At 53.3% G+C, this 23,462-nt stretch carries 18 protein-coding genes; 11 read left to right on the top strand and 7 right to left on the bottom strand.

The annotated features are described in order from the left end of the window. Positions 1-26 precede the first annotated feature (26 nt). On the bottom strand, positions 27-1,031 hold the full coding sequence (locus tag STSP2_RS01635) for a hypothetical protein (RefSeq protein WP_146659235.1): 1,005 nt from the start codon (positions 1,029-1,031) through the stop codon (positions 27-29). Next, positions 1,021-1,224 (bottom strand): hypothetical protein, encoded by a 204-nt coding sequence (locus STSP2_RS01630; RefSeq protein ID WP_146659233.1) that lies wholly within the window; start codon positions 1,222-1,224, stop codon positions 1,021-1,023. Before STSP2_RS01630 ends, STSP2_RS01635 begins: the two co-directional genes overlap by 11 nt. Positions 1,225-1,642: 418 nt before the next feature. On the opposite strand from STSP2_RS01630, the gene STSP2_RS01625 reads away from it, so the two are divergent. Together STSP2_RS01625 and STSP2_RS01620 are read left to right on the top strand one after the other, a co-directional pair. Then, entirely contained in the window at positions 1,643-2,431 is a 789-nt protein-coding gene (locus STSP2_RS01625; protein ID WP_146659231.1) for an HD domain-containing protein, read from the top strand. A gap of 400 nt (positions 2,432-2,831) precedes the next feature. Next, positions 2,832-4,208: a methyltransferase MtaB domain-containing protein gene (locus tag STSP2_RS01620; RefSeq protein ID WP_146659230.1), complete on the top strand. Its 1,377-nt coding sequence runs from the start codon at positions 2,832-2,834 to the stop codon at positions 4,206-4,208. A gap of 114 nt (positions 4,209-4,322) precedes the next feature. Here the strand turns inward: STSP2_RS01620 and STSP2_RS01615 are convergent, their stop codons facing one another. Next, on the bottom strand, positions 4,323-4,877 hold the full coding sequence (locus STSP2_RS01615) for a hypothetical protein (RefSeq protein WP_146659228.1): 555 nt from the start codon (positions 4,875-4,877) through the stop codon (positions 4,323-4,325). Positions 4,878-5,017: 140 nt separating this feature from the next. Between STSP2_RS01615 and STSP2_RS17560 the strand changes: the two genes are divergently transcribed. Beyond that, on the top strand, positions 5,018-5,722 hold the full coding sequence (locus STSP2_RS17560) for a DUF6498-containing protein (protein ID WP_236782723.1): 705 nt from the start codon (positions 5,018-5,020) through the stop codon (positions 5,720-5,722). Positions 5,723-6,052: 330 nt separating this feature from the next. Here the strand turns inward: STSP2_RS17560 and STSP2_RS17850 are convergent, their stop codons facing one another. The 3 genes from STSP2_RS17850 to STSP2_RS01595 all read right to left on the bottom strand — a co-directional run bounded on the left by STSP2_RS17850 (position 6,053) and on the right by STSP2_RS01595 (position 8,927). Then, on the bottom strand, positions 6,053-6,178 hold the full coding sequence (locus STSP2_RS17850) for a hypothetical protein (protein ID WP_257787999.1): 126 nt from the start codon (positions 6,176-6,178) through the stop codon (positions 6,053-6,055). Positions 6,179-6,451: 273 nt separating this feature from the next. Beyond that, positions 6,452-6,982, bottom strand: a complete 531-nt coding sequence (locus STSP2_RS01600) for a hypothetical protein (RefSeq protein ID WP_146659223.1) — start codon at positions 6,980-6,982, stop codon at positions 6,452-6,454. Positions 6,983-7,004: 22 nt separating this feature from the next. Then, positions 7,005-8,927, bottom strand: coding sequence for a toll/interleukin-1 receptor domain-containing protein (locus STSP2_RS01595; RefSeq protein WP_146659221.1), 1,923 nt, complete (start codon positions 8,925-8,927; stop codon positions 7,005-7,007). Positions 8,928-10,112: 1,185 nt separating this feature from the next. Between STSP2_RS01595 and bamD the strand changes: the two genes are divergently transcribed. The 8 genes from bamD (at position 10,113) to STSP2_RS01555 (ending at position 20,496) form a co-directional block, all read left to right on the top strand. After that, a complete protein-coding gene (gene bamD, locus STSP2_RS01590) occupies positions 10,113-11,195 on the top strand; it encodes an outer membrane protein assembly factor BamD (protein ID WP_146659219.1) in 1,083 nt (360 codons plus the stop codon). Between the two features lie 96 nt (positions 11,196-11,291). After that, entirely contained in the window at positions 11,292-11,828 is a 537-nt protein-coding gene (lptE, locus tag STSP2_RS01585) for an LPS assembly lipoprotein LptE (protein ID WP_146659217.1), read from the top strand. Between the two features lie 242 nt (positions 11,829-12,070). After that, positions 12,071-14,143 carry an ATP-dependent zinc metalloprotease FtsH gene (gene ftsH / locus STSP2_RS01580; RefSeq protein WP_205847957.1) on the top strand — a complete coding sequence of 691 codons (2,073 nt, stop codon included), beginning with the start codon at positions 12,071-12,073 and terminating at the stop codon, positions 14,141-14,143. A 384-nt stretch (positions 14,144-14,527) separates the two neighbouring features. Beyond that, positions 14,528-15,526 (top strand): M90 metallopeptidase family protein, encoded by a 999-nt coding sequence (locus tag STSP2_RS01575; protein WP_169852901.1) that lies wholly within the window; start codon positions 14,528-14,530, stop codon positions 15,524-15,526. A gap of 107 nt (positions 15,527-15,633) precedes the next feature. Then, the gene (gene dinD / locus STSP2_RS01570; protein ID WP_146659213.1) at positions 15,634-16,497 is read left to right on the top strand and encodes a DNA damage-inducible protein D; all 864 of its coding nucleotides are present in this window, start codon (positions 15,634-15,636) and stop codon (positions 16,495-16,497) included. Positions 16,498-16,518: 21 nt separating this feature from the next. Then, the gene (locus tag STSP2_RS01565; protein ID WP_169852900.1) at positions 16,519-17,265 is read left to right on the top strand and encodes a 16S rRNA (uracil(1498)-N(3))-methyltransferase; all 747 of its coding nucleotides are present in this window, start codon (positions 16,519-16,521) and stop codon (positions 17,263-17,265) included. 253 nt (positions 17,266-17,518) lie between these two features. Continuing rightward, positions 17,519-18,904 (top strand): tRNA modification GTPase, encoded by a 1,386-nt coding sequence (locus tag STSP2_RS01560; protein ID WP_146659209.1) that lies wholly within the window; start codon positions 17,519-17,521, stop codon positions 18,902-18,904. Between the two features lie 29 nt (positions 18,905-18,933). Continuing rightward, on the top strand, positions 18,934-20,496 hold the full coding sequence (locus tag STSP2_RS01555) for an ATP-binding protein (RefSeq protein WP_146659207.1): 1,563 nt from the start codon (positions 18,934-18,936) through the stop codon (positions 20,494-20,496). 637 nt (positions 20,497-21,133) lie between these two features. Here the strand turns inward: STSP2_RS01555 and STSP2_RS01550 are convergent. Further along, complete coding sequence (locus tag STSP2_RS01550; RefSeq protein WP_146659204.1) at positions 21,134-23,416, bottom strand: hypothetical protein; 2,283 nt, start codon at positions 23,414-23,416, stop codon at positions 21,134-21,136. Positions 23,417-23,462: the final 46 nt, after the last annotated feature.

The raw sequence follows: 23,462 nt of genomic DNA, 5'->3' as shown, positions 1-23,462 counted from the left end.
TATATCACTCCTAATAAAAACGGCATTCACTTTGCCTGTGACACGTTACATTCTTTTTCGACTTCTTCTTTCAAAGGCAGGTCGAGCTCTACCGTTTCGAACAGCCTGCCATCATCATCAAAAAGGTCGACCGTTCTATCACCATCGAACAGCCACAAATGCCCCTCCGCATCCTCCCCCATACTCGTATACTTTTTCTCCAAATTTAATTCGTTCTTCAAGTCCCCATTCCGATCATACTGCTTCAATTTCATGTCATGCCTGACCCATACAAAACCACCCACCCTGGCAATATCGATATACTGTTTTCTTATTTTCAACTTCAGCTTTTTATCACCCCATCCAACCACAAACTTTTTAGACCCTTTGGAGATCGTCCATATAAGCTCTCCGTCATCCCAACAGGTCACTGCATGACCTTGCCTTCTCCATTTTTTGATCTTCTCGCACGGTATAACACGCATGTCCTCAAATACATATGAAGTCCGTTTTTGATCCTCCAAATAACAGCAGCCCTCATCAGATACAAACATTCCCATTGGTCTAAAATCTATGGGCACTTCTCTTATCTTACCTGTGTTAAGATTAAGTACTAAAAGCATATGTTCATGAGACCCATTTTTAGCTTTTAGCTGGCTGTTTATAATTACCTTCGAACCTGGTAATGAAACACATTCGAAATACTTGTATTTCGATTGCGGCACTGCTAGGTCTTTTTGACCTGTCCGTGGATCTACCACAAAAACATCATCTGTCGTCATCAGGATTATTCGTTTGGCCTCATGTATGCATAGCACGGCAACAAAAAACTCACCCACCTCGGGACGTGCGCTGCCCTTTGCTCCATCCACATTCCAAAAGGGCACTAGTTCGCTACTTGCAACTAGAAAATGTCCTGGAAAAAATTGCAACTCAAATCCTGCATATCTGTCCGCATTATCAAACTGAGTAAGTTCTCGAAGTAAATAGCATTTCTTCTTTTTGCGTCTGAATCCTGGCAGCAAACTTAGCCATGAGTTTTTATTTCGCATACTCATCCCGATCACAAACGATCTTACCATCTACCAGCTTCAGCTCCGCCGCCTGCAGTGAGCTCCGCCGATACTCCAGCGTATCCTCATGCTTCTCCACACCCTTATCATCGTACACTCGCCCCGGATGCGTGAAATAAACTATAAACGCCCGTCCATCCACCACGAAAACATCCGCATGCAGCCAAACCAATCGCGAGCGTCGACTAAGACGCGAGTCCCCACGCAACGCGAGCCGCACCACAACCATTATCCCTCAAATCACCGCCCCAATCAAGCCATTTCACATCAACCAGATTTTTAGTTCTTTACGAAACATCGGCAATTAGTGCAGCGTTAAATCTTTTCCCGCTGGTTTGACCAGCCCCCCCCAGCCGCACAATTTCACGGTCCGCCGAGAATGGACCCTCCAAAAAGTACGTCGGAGGCACGGCCGCCAAATTTTGCGGCGGCCCAAAATGGAAGCTCCACGTCATATCCTGATGAACCCGATTTTTCTCTTCACCACACCGCCCGCTTTCCATATCATGGACCCCTCAAAACGCACAAAACACCGTTAGCTTCGAATAAACAGCAGCAGTTGAATCCATACAATTAGACGCGATAAACATATGACACCCGACAAACTGAAAAAATACAAAGCGTTCTTCGCCGACCACATCGCCCGCTTCAACACCGACGACCCGTTCATCGCCGCCAACCTCAAGCTCAAAGAGGTCCACACCCAAAAAGTCTGCGACGAGACCGACTACCTCACCGACGCCCTCGACCTCCCCGAAACCGACCGCCTGATCGCCTCGGCGATCGCGCTTTTCCACGACATCTCCCGATTCGAGCAGTTCTACAACCACCGCACCTTCGCCGACGCAAAAACCTTCCCCCACTCCATCCGCTCCGCCGACATCCTCACCGAGACAGGCATCCTCGCCGACCTGCCCGCCGACCAGCAGCAGATAATCGACACCGCCGTCCGCTGCCACGGCCAAAAGTCCCTCCCCGCCGACCTCGACGAACGCACCCTGCTCTTCTGCCGCCTCATCCGCGACGCCGACAAGATCGACATCTACCGCGTCGTCCTCAAAAACTACCGCGAATACCACGACTGTCCCGAAGGCTTCGTCATGGACATCCCCGAACCGCACAGCCACCACGCCTCCCCCCACGTCATCCGAGCCGTCCTTGACAAACAGCCAACCGACTACGCCTCCCTCCGCACCGTCACCGACGTAAAACTTCTCCAGCTAGGCTGGATCTTCGACCTCAACTTCTCCGCCTCCCTCGCCCGCCTCCACTCCCGCGGCCAGATAACCGAACTGCTAAGCCTCCTCCCCGACGACCCCGAACTGAAACCCGTCCACAACCTCATAACCAACCACCTCAAAACCCACCTGCCCACCTGACAAACAACCGCGATCGAAAGAACCCCACACCGGCCGCACCAACCTGATTTATGTCATCCCTGCGAAGGTTCCCAATCCAGCAATAACTATCGCGACAAAAGTTTGTCATCCGCCGCAGGCAGCTCCAGAGAACAAAACGCCAGACGCACCCACCAACAATCTCAAAAGCATGACCAAACCCCCATGCAGCCAACCAAACGCGAGCGGCGACCCAGCCGCGAGTCCCCACGCAACGCCAGCCGCTAACCCGTCCAAAACCCGCAATCAATCCCCACCAAACCCATAGGAATAGCAGGATAAGACAAATGTTTAACCGCATAATGTCGGCAATCCAGCCCGCAACCCTGTATCATAACCCCACATGGAAATGGAAATCACAAATAAATCCGAAAGGTCCAACATGTCAGCAAAAATCAAGATCACACACACCGACAATTTCATCTACGGCACCGCCCCCAACCCCGTAACCTGCGGCCACGACCTCTCTATCGGCACAGGCACCGTCATCCCCGAGATCAACTTCACCCTCCCCGGCATGGAAGTCACCGCCGACAACATGCCCGCCGTCCTCGCCGAATACGCCGAAATAATCGACAACGTCCTCAAACGAGCCGTCCACCTCAACGTCCCACAACTGCTCGTCGAGTTCGAAACCCTCCCCGAAATGACCACCAACCCCGAATGGGGCCTCAAGATCACCCGCCTGCTCGCCGACAAGATCGCCGAATGCCATAAAACCCACGGCATCGCCCTTGCCCTCCGCCTCACCATAAACGACATCCGCGAATTCTCCCGGCCCCCGATCCTACGCTCCGGCAAATACCTCCAGGCGATGGACACCTTCCTCGCCGGCGCAGCCGAAGCCGGCGCAGACATGATCGCCATCGAATCCACCGGCGGCAAGGAAGTCAACGACAACGCACTCATCTCCTGCGACCTGCCCGCCGTCGTATTCGCACTCGGCATCCTCGGCGCCCGCGACATGGACTTCCTCTGGAATCGCATCGTCACCTCCTGCAGCCAAAACAACATTATCCCCTCGGGCGACTCCGCATGCGGCTTTGCAAACACCGCCATGGTCCTCGCCGAACAGAAAATGATCCCCCGCATCTTCGCCGCCCTCGTCCGCGTCATATCCGTCCCCCGCAGCCTCGTCGCAGTCACCGCCGGCGCCGTCGGCCCCACCAAGGACTGCGCATACGAGGGCCCCTTCATCAAGGCCATCACCGGCGTCCCCATCTCCATGGAAGGCCGATCCGCCGCCTGCGCACACCTCTCCACCATCGGCAACATCGCCCAGGCCGTATGCGACTGCTGGTCAAACGAATCCGTCCAGAACGTCCAGCTCCTCTCCGCCAAGGCACCCACCGTCTCCATGGAACAGCTCGCCTACGACTGCCGACTGCTCACCACCGCCGCAAGATCCTCCCACGAAGACGCCCGCCGCATGCGTGACTGGCTCACCGAGTCCGACGCATCCCTCGATCCACAGGCCTACGTACTCCGCCCCGACGTCGTCATCGAAATAAGCAAAGCCATCGCCGCCCAGCCGACTCCGTACCTCCGGACCCGAGCCGCCGCATCTGCAACACTCGAAATCCTCCGCACCGCACACACCGCCGGCAAGCTCCACCTCCGCGACAACGAGATTCCCTGGCTCGACATGCTCCAGACCCAGGTCGACTCCCTCCCCGAAGATGAAAACGAGCTCATCGAACAGATGCTGAACCGTCCCGACATCAAAAACTCGTTCCACCCCGAAGAATACGACCTCTAAACCCAACCGGCTCCCAAAGCATCGCATAAAAACGGCTCCGCAAAGGAATGACACACCCCAACAGGCCCGGCCCATAAAGCCGGGCCATCACATAGCATTACACTCCTCAACCTCCTAAGCTCTCTTTGCAACAGCCTCGCTACTTCCGCCGTCGTCATCATCCTCGCCGAAAAGTCGCAGCGCAACCCTGTTGCCCACAAAAAAACTCGCCGCCATCACGCCGAAGAAAATTCCACCCGCCGCCAGCACCCCAAGCCCCTCTATGATACCAGCAACGACAAAACCAACTGCAACTGCCCCCAGACATTCTGATATAAACCCAAAGACAAACACCGGACTTGTTCCGCTGAAATGTATATGGCGTGGCCCGAAAAACATTACATGCTTCGACAGATAAACCCTCCAGCTCAGATCACCCCGCTTGGGCCTTTTCCCGCTGAACTTTGTGTACAACCATGATGCGAGTATCGCGAATCCCCCAAAAATCATTATTCCAAGCGCCACGAAAATTGTTGCACCCATATACTCGATCCACCCCTCAGGCGTCGGCATCTTCATATCCACCTCGGCAAGCTCCGGGCTAGAACTCAACTTATAAACAACCCCGCCGCAAATCGCCAGAAGGATCACCGCCCGAATAACCACCCACACATTCTTACCGAATTTCATACTTCGCCTTTTAATAAACCCATGCCAAAATGCAAATTACTCACTGTACAATAATAACAGTCAACTCAATCATTGCAAAACAATTCTGACCCTGTTATATTTCTACCCGCCGTCACAACCTTTAACACAGAAAGGAACCCATGAGCAGATTCATCGAAACCGCCGCCGCCCTCTTCCGGCTCGACCCGGACGAGCTCCGCTCCAGCCGCATTTCCATCATCGTCCTCATCTTCGCAAACCTCGTCCCCCTCTACGGCCTGTTCTTCCTCGGCTGGCAAGCCATCAACATCCTGCTCATCTACTGGCTCGAAGCGTTCATCGTCGGCTTCTACAACCTTCTCAAACTCACAACCGCCCGCTGCGACGACTCCACCGAACACCTCCGCAAGCTCCTCGACGTCCCCGCCTTCGCAATGCACTTCAGCATCTATTGCGCAGTCGTCGGCTTCATCGTCTTCAAAGAGTTCAGCGGCTACCAGCCTCCACCACCCGAAAACCTGGACGTCCCCACATACTTCAGCCTCGTCGGCATAGGCAACGACTTCTGGACTCATATCAAATCCCTGTTCACCCCCGGCATCGCAGTCGCAGCCGTCATAATGTTCATCAGCCACGGTGTATCATTCACCCAGCAGCTCGCAGACAGACCCCTCTACTCCGGCCGAAGCCTCACCGCACTCACCTTCAAACCCTACCTCCGAGTCGTCCCCATCCACATAGTAGCCGCCGCCGGCGTTGCCATAACCCAGGCAACAGGCTCAACCGCCGCAATCATCCTGACCCTCGTCCTCGCCAAAACCGCAATAGACCTCGCCTTCTTCACCATCGAAAAATCCAATAGCTAACACCCCCATCCCGAACCGCTTCAAACCCAACGCCAGCAACAAAACCAACCAGCCACCGCACCCCCGTCATCCGCCTCAGGCGAACCCAGCATAAATAAGCCGTCGCGCCAAAAGTTTGTCATCCGTCTAATGCGCACCCAGCATAAACACACACTTTGTCATCCCGGCCCACGAGCCGGGATCCAGAGAACATTACGAGCACGCATGCACGCACAAAAACACTTCTCCACTACCTGCAACGCCACCGCATCCATAGCGCCCCATCGAACCCACACAAAAAGCTGTCATTACGAAGAGCGAAGCGACCCGGCAACCTCAACCCGATGCTTGTCATCCGCCGAAGGCGGACCCAGAGATCACCACGAGCACACATGCACGCACAAAACACTCCTCCACAACCTGCAACGCCACCGCATCCATAGCGTCCCATCGAACCCACACACAAAAAGCTGTCATTGCGACCAGCGAAGCGACACGACAATCTCAAACGCACAAAAAAGCTGGCACGCTCATAACAAGCACAACCGCCCGTCAGATAAAGTTGTCATCCGCCTTAGGCGGACCCAGCATAAAACCAACCGATCACTCCCCCCGTCATCCCGGACCCCGATCCGGGACCCAGCATAAAAAAACCGTCGCGAAGCGACTCCACTATTTACTTACCTCCACCTGTCGCCTCACCTTCTCTAAATTCTTCTACCAAATTCCAGCATCTAGAAAGATTTTAACCTACACAAACAACCCATTAATCATATCTGCACATTTTCTAAGCGTTACAATCGAATGATGGTGCAGAGTCATGCTCCCATGAGCTAAATCATTGCGTAACGCTGGAATAACATCAATCAACCGCTCACAATATGACGTTGAATTTTTATCTTTGATTTCAACATGTGAAAAGCACGAATCAGTTAAAACGCCTTCACTCACCGCACGCTTTAACAGTTTTTTTAAACCAGGTCTTTTCACAGCAAATTTTTCTCGTAATGCAAATTCAAGTGACGAAAAAGCCTTAAGCTCACAGATTTGGTGAAACGAATAACAATACCATGTATATAATCCCAAATTTCGCGCAATATTAAACTGGCTTTTTATTTTATCTGGGACATCCGACGACAATTCAATCAACGCGATATCATCATATAAATTTCTTAGCGTCTCATGTTTTTCAACCTCGCTGTTTCTATCTATTCGAACCCATACGGTGCTCCTAAAGTCAGGCTCATGTATTTCCTGATATTTTTTTAGTTTCTCATCCACGGCTTTATATGAACCTGATGCTTCAATTATTGCTTACTTCTTGACTTTGCATTTTCCAGCTTCCCAATTCAATTCCATTGCTACCAGCTACCTGCATGTATTCAATTGATGAGTTATTAAAGATTAGCCATCCTGACTCATTAGAACCATCCGCTAGTAGCATGCTCCCTTGAGAACAAGCCTTATAAGTCCCTGCATATCCCTTAAAGCTTCCTTCAATAATTAACGTTTTGAAATCGGGTTCTTCCTGTGTTGACAATAAATAAGAAGGCTTTTTTGTGATGACAGTTATTCTAAAGGAGTGATCCTTTTCAGAGAACTCCAGCTGTCCTTTGCCTAGTGGTGTTGACCATATACCTTCTATCTCTGATGGACTTATAGTTTGTCCATTGTTGCACGCATCTAAATATCTAAAAGTGAATTTCTGTTGTTCTTCTGCCTCAAGTAAAATACGTTTTTCTTTTTCAGCTTCATTCTCTATTATTTGGTTCAATTTTCCCTGGGCTTGGCCTACAAGATGATGAACTTTAGCCCCTGGGTCATCGAGATTGTTTGCCTTGTCAATAATCGCTCTTGCATCCTTTATAAAGCCTTTTGCAATGTACTTATCAGCAAGATTAGCCATTGCTAGAGTATTATCATATTGTGCCGCTTCGTTAAAACTTGACACACTCTTACTCAACATCTCTAAGCTATCGTATTGAACACCCAGATTGTTCAATGCGACCGCATTTTTAGGCGCAATATCAATAAGTTTTTTGTAGTGATAGAATGAAAGTTTTTTTCTGTTGTGATTCGCATATGTATAAGCCAATTCGAACCTAAGATCGGTTTCAAAAGGTTTTTTTTCTAAAGCAGCTTCAGCATAAATGAAAAACTCATCATATTTCTTCAACTCTTTATTAATTCCAGCAATAGTTTTGAAAGCAGCAAATTCAGCGTCTTCCAAACCTTCGTGAGCTATTAAATTATTCAATAATACAAATGCTTCATCATGTCTACCATCCTTAGCAAAAGACCAAGCTAATTCAATTTGAGTGTTGATATATCCCTCATGATCTGTACGATTTGTAAGGTCGTACAGTTTTGAAGCTAGAGCAAAGTACTTTTGTGCTTGTTTCCATTCACCAATTTGCTTATATCTGATTGCCAGTTGTTTGATTATTCTTGGATTATTATCGTTCTCATGTACTAGCGCTTCCAACTTTTCGAAAGCACTAACATCTCCCCTTTCATGACACAGACGTAAAGTAACTGCCCAGGAAGGCAATCTATCTTCTTCTGCCAATAGTGGCTTTGCTTCATTACAAAAAGTAGCTTGTGCCTGCGAGTATTTATCTTCAAAGATCAGGGCATACACTTTTTTAAGTGCTGTCACTCTATCGCCCTTTTCATCCTTTCCGGCTACTTCTTCTGAATTTGGGTCGCCCGGTGTAACTCCCTTATCCATATCAGGTTTTTCACTTGAGCTTTCAGCTAATTCATCCTTGTGTTCATTCTGCATATCAGAGATCATTTGAGCAATCTTAAGAAAGGCTTCTTCTAAATTAGTCCTGTCAAACTCTATATATTCTAGATTGCCTTGTAGTTTGGGTAACTCACATACCCCAGCCTCTTTGAGCAGTATTAAAGCTTTACCTTTTCCGATGGCAGAACCACTTTCCTGGATGACCCAACTAGATGTTAAGTATTGAGCCTCTGTATGATAGGGTTTACAAAAAAACTTAATCGGGTTTGTAGCTTCGCACGTAGGCTGATACCGTGTAAATACACCCACAAAAACATCACATGAGCTAATGAGTTCAACTACTTTTTCTTCAACTTTGGTGCTCTTTGCGGCTTTCGCATCAATACATTCAACCCCATGTGATTCAATAAAATCAGCAATCTTCCTAATTAATGGATCGTCAGTGTCTTGGAAGCTGCGTCCGATGAAAACTCTCATTTGTTCTCCTTAAGATAATCGCGAAGGTATACATTGGCCTTAACCATCAAATCTCTGGCTCCTCTATTCGTTTAGTCAACCATTGTATTAGCTTGCTACTCCGCTTTATACATTTAGTAAGGGCCAAGTGCAAGTCTGTATTACAACCACATCCAAAATACATCCTTAAAAAATCAGGATGATGGAACAAGTAAGGTGTGAGACACTGTTTTTGCATATATTTACGCACCTATGACGTGTTGAGCCCGCATCACCAGCCCCATGGTTGAAATCCGCCAATAACGCCCGAATTGTCAAGCCCAAATCAAACAAAACGCCCATCACAAAACCTCAGCCAACCTGAGCAACGCACAAATATCCCCGAGCATCTACCACACCCACCAGCCGCATAATTTCACATCCCGCCGAGAATGGACACACCAAAAAAGTTCGTCGGAGGCGCGGCTGTTAAATTCTGCGGCGGTCCAACGCCCGCACCACCGACTACCCCCAACAGCCAACCCATATGAATAACGCGATGTTCCGAACCCACTATGCCAGCCGCCTTTGGCGAACCCACCATAAAACAGAGTCGCAAAGCGACCTCTTTACACTCATACTCATCATCTCTTTAAAGATTTCTTCATACTCTCAGGCCCTCTGCAGTGATAATTCACCGAGCTATACACCACTCGGCAGATACAAAAATGCTGGAAATTTTTACCCCACTTTCACCCCATCTTTGCTTACTTTTACCCCCAAAACTCTTACTTTTGCCTGCTTTTGCCCAACTTTTCACCCTGCCTATATCCGAGCCCAGAATACACCCTTTTCACACAACCAAAACATCAATAACCAGCCCCGCCGACCCTTTAAGTCTACATATTTATACGCCCAAACCCCGCACAAAATGACAGAATTTACCCCTCCAAACCGCTCAAACCCCCGCTTCGCGTCCAAAACGCCCAATTCCCACGACACAACCACTGCCGTACCGATTTACTGCTCACGGACTTGCAAACCCCTTTTATACTGCCAAAAACCTTCCTGCGTTGTGAGCCTTACGATCGCTGCCGCCGACGCGCCTCAGCTCCCCAAAATTGTGCATTATATTTGTCATAAACAAAGCTTTGCAACCCGCTCCACTTGCGGTATAATGCGCATTCGTAGAGGTATATCCGCACTTTGGTAATAGAGGCTAATTGCATGAAAATAAAGGACTTAAGGCGATTCATCATAGCAGTTCTGACCCTCGCCGCACTGACCTGCGCGCTCACGGAAACCGGCCGTGCCGACACCTGGCGTCTCAACCCGAAGGGTGAATGGGACAACCTGGTGGATACACCCGAGGGGTCGCAGATGATGGAAGTTGCAAACGCTAAAAAGCTAATTGCACGCGGCAAGACCAAGGAAGCAAAAGAAGCGTTACTCCAGTTGCGACAGGAAGTTACGGAACTGCAGGGCCCCGATCTCGATGCTTTCATAGACGCGGAACTGCAGTACGCTGACGGCAATTACGACAAGGCCGCTCAGCTTTACAAGGCATTTCTCGAAGACTACCCCGACTCATGGCTGTACGAATCAGCCCTGCGACGAACCTACCAGATCGCCACGGCCTACCTCTACGGCCGCAAGCGACCTGTCCTAAAGGTTTTCAAACTAAGCGCTTACGAAGAAGGTGCGGATCTAATGCACCACATCGCCGACCTTGCCGGCGACGCGCCTATAGCCAAAGACGCTCTCACAGAGATCGCCGTAGCAGCCGAAAAACGCGGCGAATACCTCGAGGCATATCAGGCCTGGGCGGAAGTTTCAGCCACCTGGCCCACCGGTGAACTGGGTCAAAAGGCCCTGCTGGGCATGGCAAGATCGTTGCACTCCTCATATCAGGGGCCGGGCTATGACACCACAAGTCTCGTATCGGCAAGGACTTACTACGTTAATTACAAGCTCCGCTACCCGGAGGCAGCGGAGGAAAACAACGTTCAGCAGCAGATCGAACTTATCGATGAACAGCTTGCGTATAAGCAGTACAAGATTGGCGAATACTACGTCAGGGCCGAAAAAACACAGGCCGCGAACCTCTACTTCCAGGCAGTTATAGATACTTGGCCGGACACGAAATCGGCGGTATTGGCCCAAAAACAGTTGTCGCCGGGTGATGACCCGAGCGTAGAAGTCAAAAAAGACTGGAAACGAAAGACATTCGAAGGCGTTGAAGATCTGCTCGACGAATGGTACGGACTGCACAAGATATTTCCGGAGCTTCCGGCACCCGAAAGCTTATAAGATGTGTATTTGAAAACGCTTAGCCATCGGCAGGCGGCGAAAGTTGTTCTGAACGGCGGAACCGCTTGAATGTTTGATAACAGGTTAAGGTAGAAGATGAAAACAGTTGGCAATACTTTGAAAATGGCTGTTATCAGCCTGATAATCGCGGTTTCGGCCGTAAGCATGGTCGGCTGCGTGGGCAGCGCGGGCGATTACAGCAATACATGGGTCTATCCCGAAAATGTAGCGAGCGTTTACGTGGAAATGTTCGACACGCGCAGTTTCCGCCGGGGCTTTGAGTATACGCTGAGCGATGCGGTCATGAAGCGTCTAGAAGCCGAGACTACTTATAAGATAGTTTCCGACAGGGACTTAGCGGATACAGTGCTCACCGGCCAGGTGGGCAGGCTCAGGGCAGGAACGCTTGCCCGTGATCGCGAAACGGGCCGACCGCTGGAAAACGAGGCCTTCGTCACCGTGCAGGTCAGTTGGAAAGATCTGCGGAGCGGGGAGCTATTGATAAACAACCAGGAAATCGCTGCCAGTGCACCATATTCGACTTTTCTGGGGCAGGATTTTGACTATGCCAGCCGGGTTGCCATGAACCGGGCGGCACAAAAAATAGTAGAACGTATGCAGGTTGAGTGGTAATTGCGCTGACTGTTCATACGTCAAGACCTGAAAGGAACCTTTGAGCAGTTTCGGACTGCGATCTTTGATTCCCGGCTGAGGGTCGTTAACTACGACTTGATTGCAACATGAAACGGCTGTTTTGTTGCTGAAAACGGCGTTTTAGTTGTTTCGGGCATGCTGGGAGCCGGTCGTAAAGGCCAGTATCAGTCAAGAGCAAGGTTATAAAAAAGCAGTATTTTACAACGGAAGAAGACGAATCGATGGATAATAAACCTAACAGACCAAATAAGAATATACCTCCTAAGGGCCCGGGCGGGGACAAACAACCGCCAAAGATGGGGCGCGGACCGTTCAGTTGGATCATCATAGCGCTGATCGTGATCATGGTTCTGACACTGGTCAGCAACTTCCAGGCAGGTGAGAAGCTGGACTATTCACAGTTAAAGGATTATATCAGCAAGGGTTACGTCGCCAGTGTCAAGATGGGGCAGGCGCAGTTGACCGGTGAGTTCAGCGAGCAGGGTTTGAGTGAGCTGGAGCTTACGCAGTCCAGTTTCGAAGTCAACAACGTGCCTTTCATGGAGACCAAGGAGTTCGAGAACTTCCTGGAGCAGAACAACGTTGAGATCAAGGGTTCGCCTCCTGATATCTGGGGGCCGATACTCGGCTCGATGCTGCCTTTGCTGCTGATCGTGGGAATCATATATTTCTTCTTCATGCGAAGCGCCAAATCGGGCGGCGGAATGCTGATGAGTTTCGGACGCAGTCGTCACCGCGTGCAGGGCAAGGGTCAGACGAAGGTGACGTTTGACAATGTAGCGGGCATCGAGGAAGCGAAAGAAGAGGTCGCTGAGACTATCGAGTTTTTGAAGAACCCGAAGAAGTTCGCCAAGATCGGCGGGCGTATTCCGCGCGGTGTTTTGCTGGTGGGCCCTCCCGGATGCGGTAAGACGCTGCTTGCGAAAGCGATCGCGGGTGAGTCGGATGTGCCTTTCTACAGCATCAGCGGCAGTGACTTTGTCGAGATGTTCGTGGGTGTTGGTGCATCGCGTGTACGTGACCTGTTCAAGCAGGCCAAGGACAATTCGCCTTGTATTATCTTCCTGGATGAGATCGACGCGATCGGCAGGAAGAGGGGCGCGACGTTCGCCAGCGGCGGACATGATGAGAGAGAACAGACGCTTAATGCGATACTTGTTGAGATGGACGGTTTTGAGACGAGCGATCAGGTGATCGTGATCGCAGCGACGAACCGTGCAGATATTCTCGACCCGGCGCTGACCCGTCCGGGCAGGTTCGACAGGCAGGTTGTCGTGCCGCTGCCGGACCTTAAAGGACGGACGCAGATACTGCGGATACACGCCAAGAAGGTCAAGGTCAGTGAAGACGTTGATTTCGAACGGCTTGCACGCGGGACCCCGATGTTCAGCGGCGCGGAGCTTGAGGCGCTTATAAACGAAGCGGCTATCGGTGCGAGCATGGCTGACAAAGATTATGTCGAGATGCCTGATCTGGAAGAGGCCCGCGACAAGGTTCGCTGGGGCCGGGCGAAAAGAAGCCGGGTAGTCGACGAGCATGACAAATATCTGACGGCATATCACGAGGCGGGGCATGCGTTCGTGCAGGCTTCGCTGGAAGAGGCGGATCCGCTGCACAAGGTGAGCATTATTCCGCGTGGGCCGATGGGCGGTGCAACGTTTGCGCTGCCTGAGAAGGACAGGCTTTATTATTCGCGGAAGTACTGTCACGCTCAGTTGCAGGTTTGTTTCGGCGGGCGTATCGCAGAGGAGATATTCTGCGATGACATCACCAGCGGTGCGGCTTCGGATATCAAGCAGGCGACCGCGATGGCGAAGGAGATGATCCTGAGCTGGGGCATGGGCGAAGGGCTCGTGCCGCTCGATTACAGCGGTAACCAGCGGGAGAGCTTCTATCCGGGAGCGACGCCTGAGTATTCCGAGAAGACGGCGGAGATGATCGATACGGAGGTCAAGGAACTGATCAGCCGGTCGTATGAGGCTGCGAAGAAACTGCTGGAGAGCAACCGCGAGAAGGTTGAAGCGTTGGCTGAGGCGCTGCTGAAGTATGAGACGCTGGACGCGAAGGATGTCGAGATGATCCTGGAAGGCGGGACGCTGGATAAGCCTACGGTGGCTGAGCTTCTGGCTGCTGAGCAAAAACGCAGTGAAGAGAAGAAGGCGAAGGAAGCCGAAGAAAAGGAAGCTCAGGGTGATCCTGAGAAGCTGTTCGAGGATGAAAAGTCGTTTGATGATCTGTACGATGAAGAGGATCCGTACAAGGATTTTGATGAGGAAGATGAGGAGAAGTGGTAGTTGTGCTGATGCGGCCGGCGAGGCCTGGTCTCTCGCGGCTTAGGCGCCGCTTGCGATTAGTTTGGTTGCATGCGGTTTTGCTTGTGCTGTTGAGATTGTTGGTGGGGTGCGGCTTGGCGATTTGTTCTCTGGATCCCAAATCAGGTTTGGGATGACAAGTGGGCGCGTTTGATCGTTGCCGGTGTGATCGTACAGGCGTGCTTGTTATGCTCTCTGGATTTCTGCCTTCCCAAGGATGACAAATTAGCAGCGACGCATTGAGCAAATGTGAGAAGCAATTGACCAGCCTTTTATGACTATGTAGAATATATGCCGTTCTCGTTTTTGGCGGGGGCGGCATTTTTTGTTTTGTTGAGCGTGGTGCTGTTTATTGGAGTGTTCGATATGTTGGGTTATGGATATATTACAGGGTTGGGTGTTCGGATTTTTTTTATTTCGTTGGTGCTGTTGTCAGGTGGTGTTCAGGTTCTGGCTGGGGAGAGCGATGCGAAGGGGCAGGGCTGTTGTGCGACAGAGTCGGAGCAGTGCGGAAAGGCCGGTGAGAAGGCGTGGCGGGTGGTGGAGATAAGTGATGAGGTCCGGGAGGAGCGGGGGCTGGATGAGTGGTATCGCAAGATGGTGGATGTGGACGGGTTTACTGTTGCGGGGTCGGAGAGGGTTAGTGATATGGCGCTGCAGGAGGCGGCGTTTATTATAGACAAGATGCTTACAGGGCTGGATGATGTCAGGGATGCTATGATCCGGACGAAGGTCAAATGTGCGGTGATGGCGGTGGATGAGTTTACGACGATGGTGCCGGAGCATGCGACTTTGGAGCCCGCGGACTACTGGAACAGAAGAGCGAGGGGGCTGGGGGCGATCAAGCTGAGACCCGCGGTAAGCTGCGGGGAAGAGAATCTGCTGGCGATGGAGGGAGATCCGTACCGGACGCAGAACATTCTGATACACGAGTTCGCGCATTCTATGCATTTAACGGGCCTGTCGGTGTGCGATCGGAGTTTTGATACGAAGCTTTTGCAGGCGCATAAAGGGGCAGTCGATGAAGGTTTGTGGAAAGGTACTTACGCGGGGAAGAATCATCTGGAGTACTGGGCGGTGGGTGTGCAGTGCTGGTTCGATACGGCGGGTGAGAACGATCATGTGAGCAATGAGATCAATACGCGGGAGGAGTTGAGGGAGTATGATCCGCGTTTGTATGCGATGGTGAAGGACGTGTTCGGGGAGTCGCAGTGGAAGTATTCGCCGCCTGCGGAGCGTGCGGGACGGGGGCATTTGAAGGATTATGACAGGTCGAAGCTGGCGAAGTTTGAGTGGCCGAAGAGGTATGATCACGTGGTGAAGGATATCGATGCGGAGACGGCGGAGATCCAGGGTAAGGAGTGAGGTGCGGATGGTGGGAATCTAGTGGTTGAGACATATTCGAAACATGAGTCTTGAGACACCCATCAGATGGGTTGGATCGAAGTGATTGGGAGACATATGGAGGCATTATGGATCATAACGGTATCAGTAGAATGCGTGACCAATTTGATAGCTTAGCTCGAAATATTCCAGAAAAAGATGTAGAGTTCTGGTTTGCAAGAGATCTGCAAGAACCACTTGGCTATGCTCGGTGGGAGAATTTTATCAAGGCGATAAAACGCGCCATAGAATCATGTGATACCGCAGGTTATTTCGTGCCGGACCATTTTCGTGCCGTCACGAAAATGGTCTCTTTGGGAAGCGGTGCCAAACGAGAAATCGATGATTTTATGTTAACACGATATGCTTGTTATTTAGTTGCACAAAATGGTGATCCGCGAAAAGAACCAATAGCTTTTGCCCAAAGCTATTTTGCGCTTCAGACCCGTAAGCAGGAATTGATCGAAGAACGAATGAACCTGCAGGCTCGAATCGAGGCAAGAGATCGTCTTCGAGATGCTGAGAAGACACTTTCCAAAAATATTTATGAACGGGGTGTCGATGAACGGGGATTTGCCCGCATTCGTTCCAAAGGTGATTCAGCTTTGTTCGGAGGCAATTCCACAAAAATGATGAAGACCCGTTTCGGCATTACTCAGAATCGACCTTTGGCGGATTTTCTACCGACCCTGACCATAGCCGCGAAGAATCTGGCGACTGAGATGACCAATCATAATGTTGAACAAGATGATTTAGCGGGTGAGTCACTAATTACAAGAGAGCATGTTCAGAATAATAGAAGTGTTCGGAATATGCTAAAAAACAGGGGCATCAAACCTGAGGATCTTCCAGCGGAAGAAGATATCAAGAAACTGGAGAGGCGGGTCAAGTCTGATGAGAAGAAACTTGCTGATCGTTCGGGTGCGTTGCCGGATGACATAGAAAATGATTGATTGTATTTTCAGAGAATTTATTTGAATCTTATACTTGTTGATAAATGTGACGAGGTTGGTGCGGGGGTGTATCGGCTGGGGGATGCGCGGGGTCGGCATGTGCGGCGGGTGCTGCGCGCGGGGGTTGGGGATGAGCTGAAGGTGGGTTTGATCAACGGGCCGAAGGGGACGGCGGTTGTGCGGTCAGTCGGGCTCGAGGCGGTGGAGCTGGAGTGCGAGTTTGCGGGCGAGATGGATGTGCCGGATGTGGAGGTGGATCTTGTGTGCGGGCTGCCGAGGCCTCAGACGCTGAAGAAGGTATTGCAGAGTGCGGCGACGATGGGAGTTCGGCGGGTTCATTTTGTGGACGGCAAGCGGGTGGAAAAATGTTATTTCAGTGCGTCGGTGCTGGATGAGGTGAACGTGGTGGGGCATCTGCTGGAGGGTATGAGCCAGGGGCGGCAGACGCGGATGCCGATGGTGTTCGTGCACAGGTGGTTTCGGCGGTTTTTCTGGTATACGCTGGAGAATTTGGAGCGGGCGGAGGAGGTTAAGGCGAAGCGGCTGTTGACGGATATGGCGGTTGAGGATTATCTGGCGGCGATGGATGCGGAGGGAGTGAGGCGTGTACTGCTGGCGGTTGGGCCGGAGGGGGGATGGGTGCAGAGCGAGATCGATATGATGGTGGATGCGGGGTTCGAGAAGTTTCGGCTGGGTGCTTGGCCGTTGCGGGTGGAGAACGCGGTGGTGGCGGCGCTGGGGCAGTTGGAGCTGGCGGTGCGGGGGTAGGGGTGGTTGTGCTGCTGGCGTTGCGTGGGGACTCGCTTTTTTCGCTATGACAGGTCTGCTGGGCGCGTTTGCATACTGCTGTTGAGATCGTGCATGCATGCTCGTTTTGTTCTCTGGGCCCCGGCTCGGAGGCCGGGGTGACAACCTTATTCGACGCTCGCGTTTATTGGCTGAGCTGCTGTAATTGTTAGTGGGTGTGGTTGGTGATTGGTTTGTTTTTTGCCTTTATGTGGTTTGGTTGTAGAATGATGTTATGTATGAGTTGAGTGAGACAATTTGTGCGGTGAGCAGTGCGGATGTTGGTGCGGGGGAGGTGTGCAAGAGTATTTTGCGGATCAGCGGGGGTGATGCGCGGGAGGTAGTCGGGGCGGTTGTCGATCTGAAGCGAGAGCTGGAGGGACGAGGGATATATCGGGGAGTGATCGGGGTTGGTGAGTTTTTGCGGGTGGATGCGGAGGTTTACTTTTTTGCGGGGCCTGCGTCTTATACGGGTGAGGATCTGGCGGAGGTGCATTTTTTTGCGGCAGGTGCGGTTGTCGAGGCGGTGTTCGGGCGGATGCTGGAGCGGTGCAGGATGGCGGGGCCGGGTGAGTTTACGCTACGGGCGTATCTGAACGGGAAGATCGATCTGTCGCAGGCGGAGGCGGTGGCGGAGATCGTGGCGGGGGGAAATCTGGCGCAAGTGGATGCGGCGCAGCGGCTGTTGGCGGGGAAACTGTGCGATACGGTCGGCGGGCTGCGGGAGGAGATTTTGGATGTGCTGAGTCTGCTGGAGGCGGGGATGGATTTTTCGGAAGAGGATATCGAGTTTATCAGTGCGGACGATGCGGGGGGGCGGATCGGGAAGGTGCGGGATGAGCTGGAGGGGATATTGGGGAAGGCGATACGTTACGAGGAGGCGATCAGTCTGCCTTCGGTGGGGCTGGTGGGTCGGCCGAACGCGGGCAAGAGCAGTCTGCTGAATCGGCTGGTGGGGAGTGAGCGGAGCATTATTTCGGAGCAGGAGGGGACGACGCGCGATGTGCTGACGGGGGTGGTTGAGTTCGGCGGGATGCGGTGCGTGGTGTTCGACTGCGCTGGGATCGAGGAAGTGAAGGCGGGGAACGTGATAGACGAATGGGCGCAGGAGGCGGCGGTGGAGGCGATACGCGGGGCGGAGCTGCTGGCGGTGTGCGTGGATATGGGGCGGGCTGATTATGCGGAGGCGGTGGAGGTGCCGGGGGTTGGTGTGGCTAAGCGGCGGATCGTTGTGGGGACGAAGATGGATGCGGTGAGCGAGGGTGAGCGGGAGGAGCGGCTGGGGAGATTGCGGGAGGTTTGCGGGTGCGCGGTCGTGGGGTGCAGCAGTGTGAGCGGGGAAGGGATGGAGGACGTTTTGAAAGCTGTGCGCGGGGAGCTGCTTGCGGAGGGGGGAGCGGGGCGAGAGGATATGGTTTCGATCAATGAAAGACATCGTCAGACGGTGGAAAAAGCCGTTAAGGCGCTGGGGGATGCGGCCGATGAAATTGGTAGTGGAAATGAAGAGATCTGCGCGATGCTTCTGCGCGATGCGTATGAGGTGTTGGGCGGGATCGAAAGGGAGGATGTTGACGAGGGGGTACTTGACAGGATATTTGGTCGATTCTGCATCGGCAAGTGATCGGCGAGTTTTGAGAGAAAGAGATTGCAATGGCGAGTCTTCAGATCATAGCGGGGCCGTGGCGTGATACGCGGTTTGAGTTGGCGGATAAGGGTACGGGTATGCTGGTTGGGCGCGAGAACGGGCATATCGCGATGCATGATGTGCGGGTGTCGCGGAAGCATGCGCGGCTGAGGTATGAGGACGGCTGGTATCTGCGCGATCTGGATTCGACGAACGGGACATTCGTGAACGAAAAGCGGCTGCGCGGGGAGATCAAGCTGGAGCATAACGACCAGGTGCGGTTCGGGTCGACGTTTCTGCTGTTTGAGGATGAGGAAGCGGAGCGGCCGATGATCGAGGTCGAGCCGGTTGGTGGAGTGAGTGTGGAGGAAGATGCGGCGGGTGAGACGGTGGTCGGTTTTGATGTGGGGCAGGACGGGGGCGATCTGCTGAGCGAAAAGCTTGGTGAGAAGATCGGTGAAGTGGTGAACGCGAGCAAGGAGCGGGAGGAGCTGCTGGGCGGATCGGTTGGCGCTTTCGTGGAGGAGCTTGGGGCGGTTTGCGGATTTGTTCTGGTGCGGGATTTTGACAGCGGGCGACTGGAGACGGCGGCGGAGAAGTGCAGCGGAGAACACGAGGCGGGTGAGGTACGGATTGACAGCGGGATCGTGGAGGAGGTGCTTGGCGGTGAGGCTGTGGTGGTTGGGGATATGGACGAGTACAAGCAGAGTTCGCTGGGGCGGGTGAAGGTGAACGGTGCGAAGAGCGTTTTGTGTGTGCCGGTGCGTGCGGGCAAGAGCGTTGTGGGGGCGCTGTATTTGGCGAGCGATGAGGTAGCAGCGTTTACGGAAAAGCAGGCGAAGGTTTGTGAGCAGGTCGCGGGGGAGGTAGGGCTTGCGATGGAGAATATTCGGCTGAGCAAGGAGATCGAGAAGCGTGAGCGTGTCGCGGCGGCTGGGCAAACGGCTGTGAATTTGTCGCATGGGGTGAAGAATTTGCTGCAGGCGATCGGCGGGGCGAGTGATGTGATGGATGTGAGTTTGGAGCGGGAGGACTGGAAGCGGGCGAAACGAAGCTGGAAGGTGCTGCGGCGGAACCTGGGACGGATCAACAAGCTGGTGCTGGATATGCTGGAGTATACTAAGGAGAGCAGTCCGGTGCTGAGCGGGTGCGATCTGGATGGCCTGGTGCGGTCGGCGGTGGAGGCGATGGAAGACGAGGCGAAGGAAAAAGGGGTGAAGCTGGAGTTTGCGGAGGATGCGAAAGCGGGGGTGGTGCAGTTGGATGCGGATAAGATGCATGATGTTGTGCTGAACCTGGTGCTGAACGCGATCGATGCTGTTGCGAAGGATGAGGGTGAGGTGCGAGTTGAGACGGGGAGGGATGAGGGGAAGGGTGAGGTGTGGGTGAGTGTTGCGGATAACGGGTGCGGGGTCGAAAATGCGGAGGCGATATTCTTGCCGTTCCATACTTCGAAGACGAAGGTGGGGACGGGGCTTGGGCTGCCGATCGCGAAGAAGATCGTTGAGCAGCACGGGGGAAGGATAGAGGTGGAGAGCGAGAAGGGTGCGGGTGCGAGGTTCGTGGTGCGGCTGCCGTTGCGGCGTTGATGGGTTGGTGTGCTGAAGGCGAGGCGTGGGGACTTGCGTTTTTGGGCCATGATTATTGTTTTGGGCGTGCTTGCGTACCCGTTGTCTTCTCTGGGTCCGCCAAAGGCGGATGACAATCTTGGGCGCCGCTCACGTTTTTGCTGCATGCGTTTTTTGAACGGGCCATTATTATTGATTGCGGATGCGGGTGGCGATACGGTTTAGGCGTGGGCATGGTGCTTGTTAGGGGTAAGCCAGGTTTTTTGTGCGGTTGAGACTGCCACGTCGCTTTGCTCCTCGCAGTGACAATGTTTTGTTTGTGGGTGCGATAGGAGGTATGGCGTGATTGTGTGTTGGTGGTGGATGGATGTGTTTTGGGCGTGCATGCGTGGGCGTGGTGTACTCTGGGTTCGCCTTCGGCGGATGACAAGCGTCGGGTTGAGGTTGTCGGGTCGCTGCGCTGGTCGCAATGAGAGACTTGTATTATGTGGGTTTGATGGCGATATGGACGCGGGGGGATTGGAATTAGAAAGGCGAGACCGTTTGGCCTCGCCATTTTTGGTGGATGGTTGGAAGCTGGGTTGTTGCAGCTTCGTTTTTATTGGGGCCGGTTTGTTGGCCGTTGGTTTTGACGGCTTTGTTCACGGCGTTTGCAATGCTATTCTATTGTTACTTCGAAGGAGCGGTAGGCGGTGTTGTTGAGGTCGTCTTTTAGTTCGACCGCGATGACGTGGGGGCCGGGAGTGAGGTCGGGGACGGTGATGGTGAATGACTCGGATGTGGTGTCGTAGACGAGGTCGTTGGGGAGTGTGCCGTGGAAGTCGTTGTCGGAGTCGACGGTGTAGCGGAGCTGGCCGATGAGGGAGTATTCGTCGGAGACAGTCAGTGCGAGGGTCGCAGTTGTGTTGTCGGTGGTGAGTTTGTGTGAGTCGATAGCCGGTGCGGTGTTGTCGACGACGAAGGTGTTGCTGACGCGTGTGCCGGTGAGTGCGGTGGTGGGGGTGTTGGCCTTGCGGTCGGAGGCGGTGACGCGGATCTCGTATCGGCCGTCCTCGACGGTGTTGGTGTTCCATTCGATCTTGGGCTTGGGCTGGTCCTCGTCGAAGGTGATCCAGTTGGTGCGGCCTGCTTTGCGGAACTGGTAGGTGTAGGTCAGTTGGTCGTTGTTTTCGTCTTTGGCGGCGGCGGTGATCTCAAGGACGTGGGGCTTGTTCTTTGCCTGGCCTACAGTTACTGCGTTGACCATTGGCGCGAGGTTGGGGACTACGGATGGGATGAGGATCTCGCGGACCGTGGGTGTGGAGGCGGGATCGTTGGTTGTGAGTTGGAGTTTGTACTGGAGGAATCGGCCGAGCGGGGTTACGAGGTCGGTCGGGCCTGCGACGTTTCGTTTTTCGGTCCAGGGTGAGAAGGACGGATCATCAGGGTCATCGACGTTGCCGGTACGGGCCTGCATAGCGATGGAAGTTGCGTCCGGGAGTGCTGCTTCGGCCTGGAGCTTGCCCCAGCGTGCGGGCTGGTCGGCGTCGACGAGGGGCGAGGTGTATGTGCCGGCGGTGAAGAAGTCCTTTTCGAGTTTGATGAGCTGGGGCGGGTTTGCGGCAGCGATGTAGACTGAATCACCGGAGACTTTTAGGGAGGTCAGTTGTGATGATGTTTCGTCTGCGTATGCGACTTCCTTGCGTTCGGTTGCGGGGTCGATGGAGAAGAGCTCGGCCTTGTTGCCTGTGCCGAGGAGGAGGTTGCCGTCCTGATTTTCGAGTGTGAAGAAGACGGCCATTTCCTCGAAGACTGTTGTGACGAAGCCTCGCGGGTCTATTTTGTAGATGCGGCCGGCGGATTTCGGCATGCTGCCTCGCTGGGCCTGCTGCTGTGCGGCCTGCTGCTGCTCTTGTGATGTGGTTTGCTGGTTGGGTGTTGTGAGCTGTTCGTCAGTTGCGGTCTGGTCGTCGGGCTGCTGTTCGTCGGTTGCGGTCTGGTCGTCGGGCTGCTGTTCGTCGGTTGCGGATTCGGGTTTGCCGGGGGCCATGCCCGCTGAGATGGCGGAGAATTTTTCCTGGTTTGCGGCGGCCTGTGCGGAGGTGGCGGCTGCGTAGAGGTTGCCTGAGTCGTCGAACATGAGTGAGGTTATCTCGGCCTGTTCGCTGTCGAAGAGTACGGAGGCGGTTTTGGTGTCGGGGTTGACTTTGTAGACGATGCCGCGTTCGTCGGAGCCGGCGTAGATGAAGTTGTCGGGGCCGACTACGATGGAGAGTATGTTGTTGTCTTTTGCGTCGTAGATGGTGGTGGGGTTAGAGCCGTCGGCGTCGAGGCGGATGATCTTGCCTTCGGGGCCGGTGGCGAGGTAGATGTTGCCCGCGGGGTCGAGTGCGAGGTCGAGGATGTAGAGAGCCTGGTCGGGCTGATAGATGGTTTCGGGTTTACCGTCGGTGAAGCGGAGGAGCTTTGGTTCGGGTCCGCTGAGGGCGGCGATGAGATTGTCGGAGGAGTCGACGGCGAGGGCGAAGACGTGCATATTTGAGAACATGTCTTCGGGTGTTTGCGGCGCGTCGGTGGTTTGTGGGTCGTTGTCTGTTGGCTGGTCGGTGCGAGCGTCGTCAGCGGTAGGATAAATGATCTGGGGCTGCTGGTCGGGATGTGTTTTTATGATGAGGCCGTTGGGTGAGGTGCCGAGGTAGACGCCGCCGGCGGAGTCTTCGGCGATGGTGTTGATGACCCAGACGTTTTCGAGTGCGTCGTCGAGTTCGAGGGTGCTGTATTTGCGGGCGAGCTGAATACGGCCCTGTGAGTTTATGATGACGTTTTCGGTTTCGCCTTTGAGCAGTTGTGACGGGTCGGAGTGACGGGTGACTTTCGTGGTAACTGCCGGGGCGAGGGAGGTTATGATGAGGATGAGTGTCAGTGTGAGTGCGGTCGTTTTTGTGATGCTGGATTTAGTCATTTGCGGTTCCTTGCAGATTGGCATTCGATTTCGTTGATGGATTGGA

The sequence above is a fragment of the Anaerohalosphaera lusitana genome, from assembly GCF_002007645.1.
In the GTDB taxonomy this organism is placed as follows: domain Bacteria; phylum Planctomycetota; class Phycisphaerae; order Sedimentisphaerales; family Anaerohalosphaeraceae; genus Anaerohalosphaera; species Anaerohalosphaera lusitana.
The sequence above is the reverse complement of the archived record's forward strand: the minus strand, read 5'-3'. Positions and strand labels throughout refer to the sequence as shown.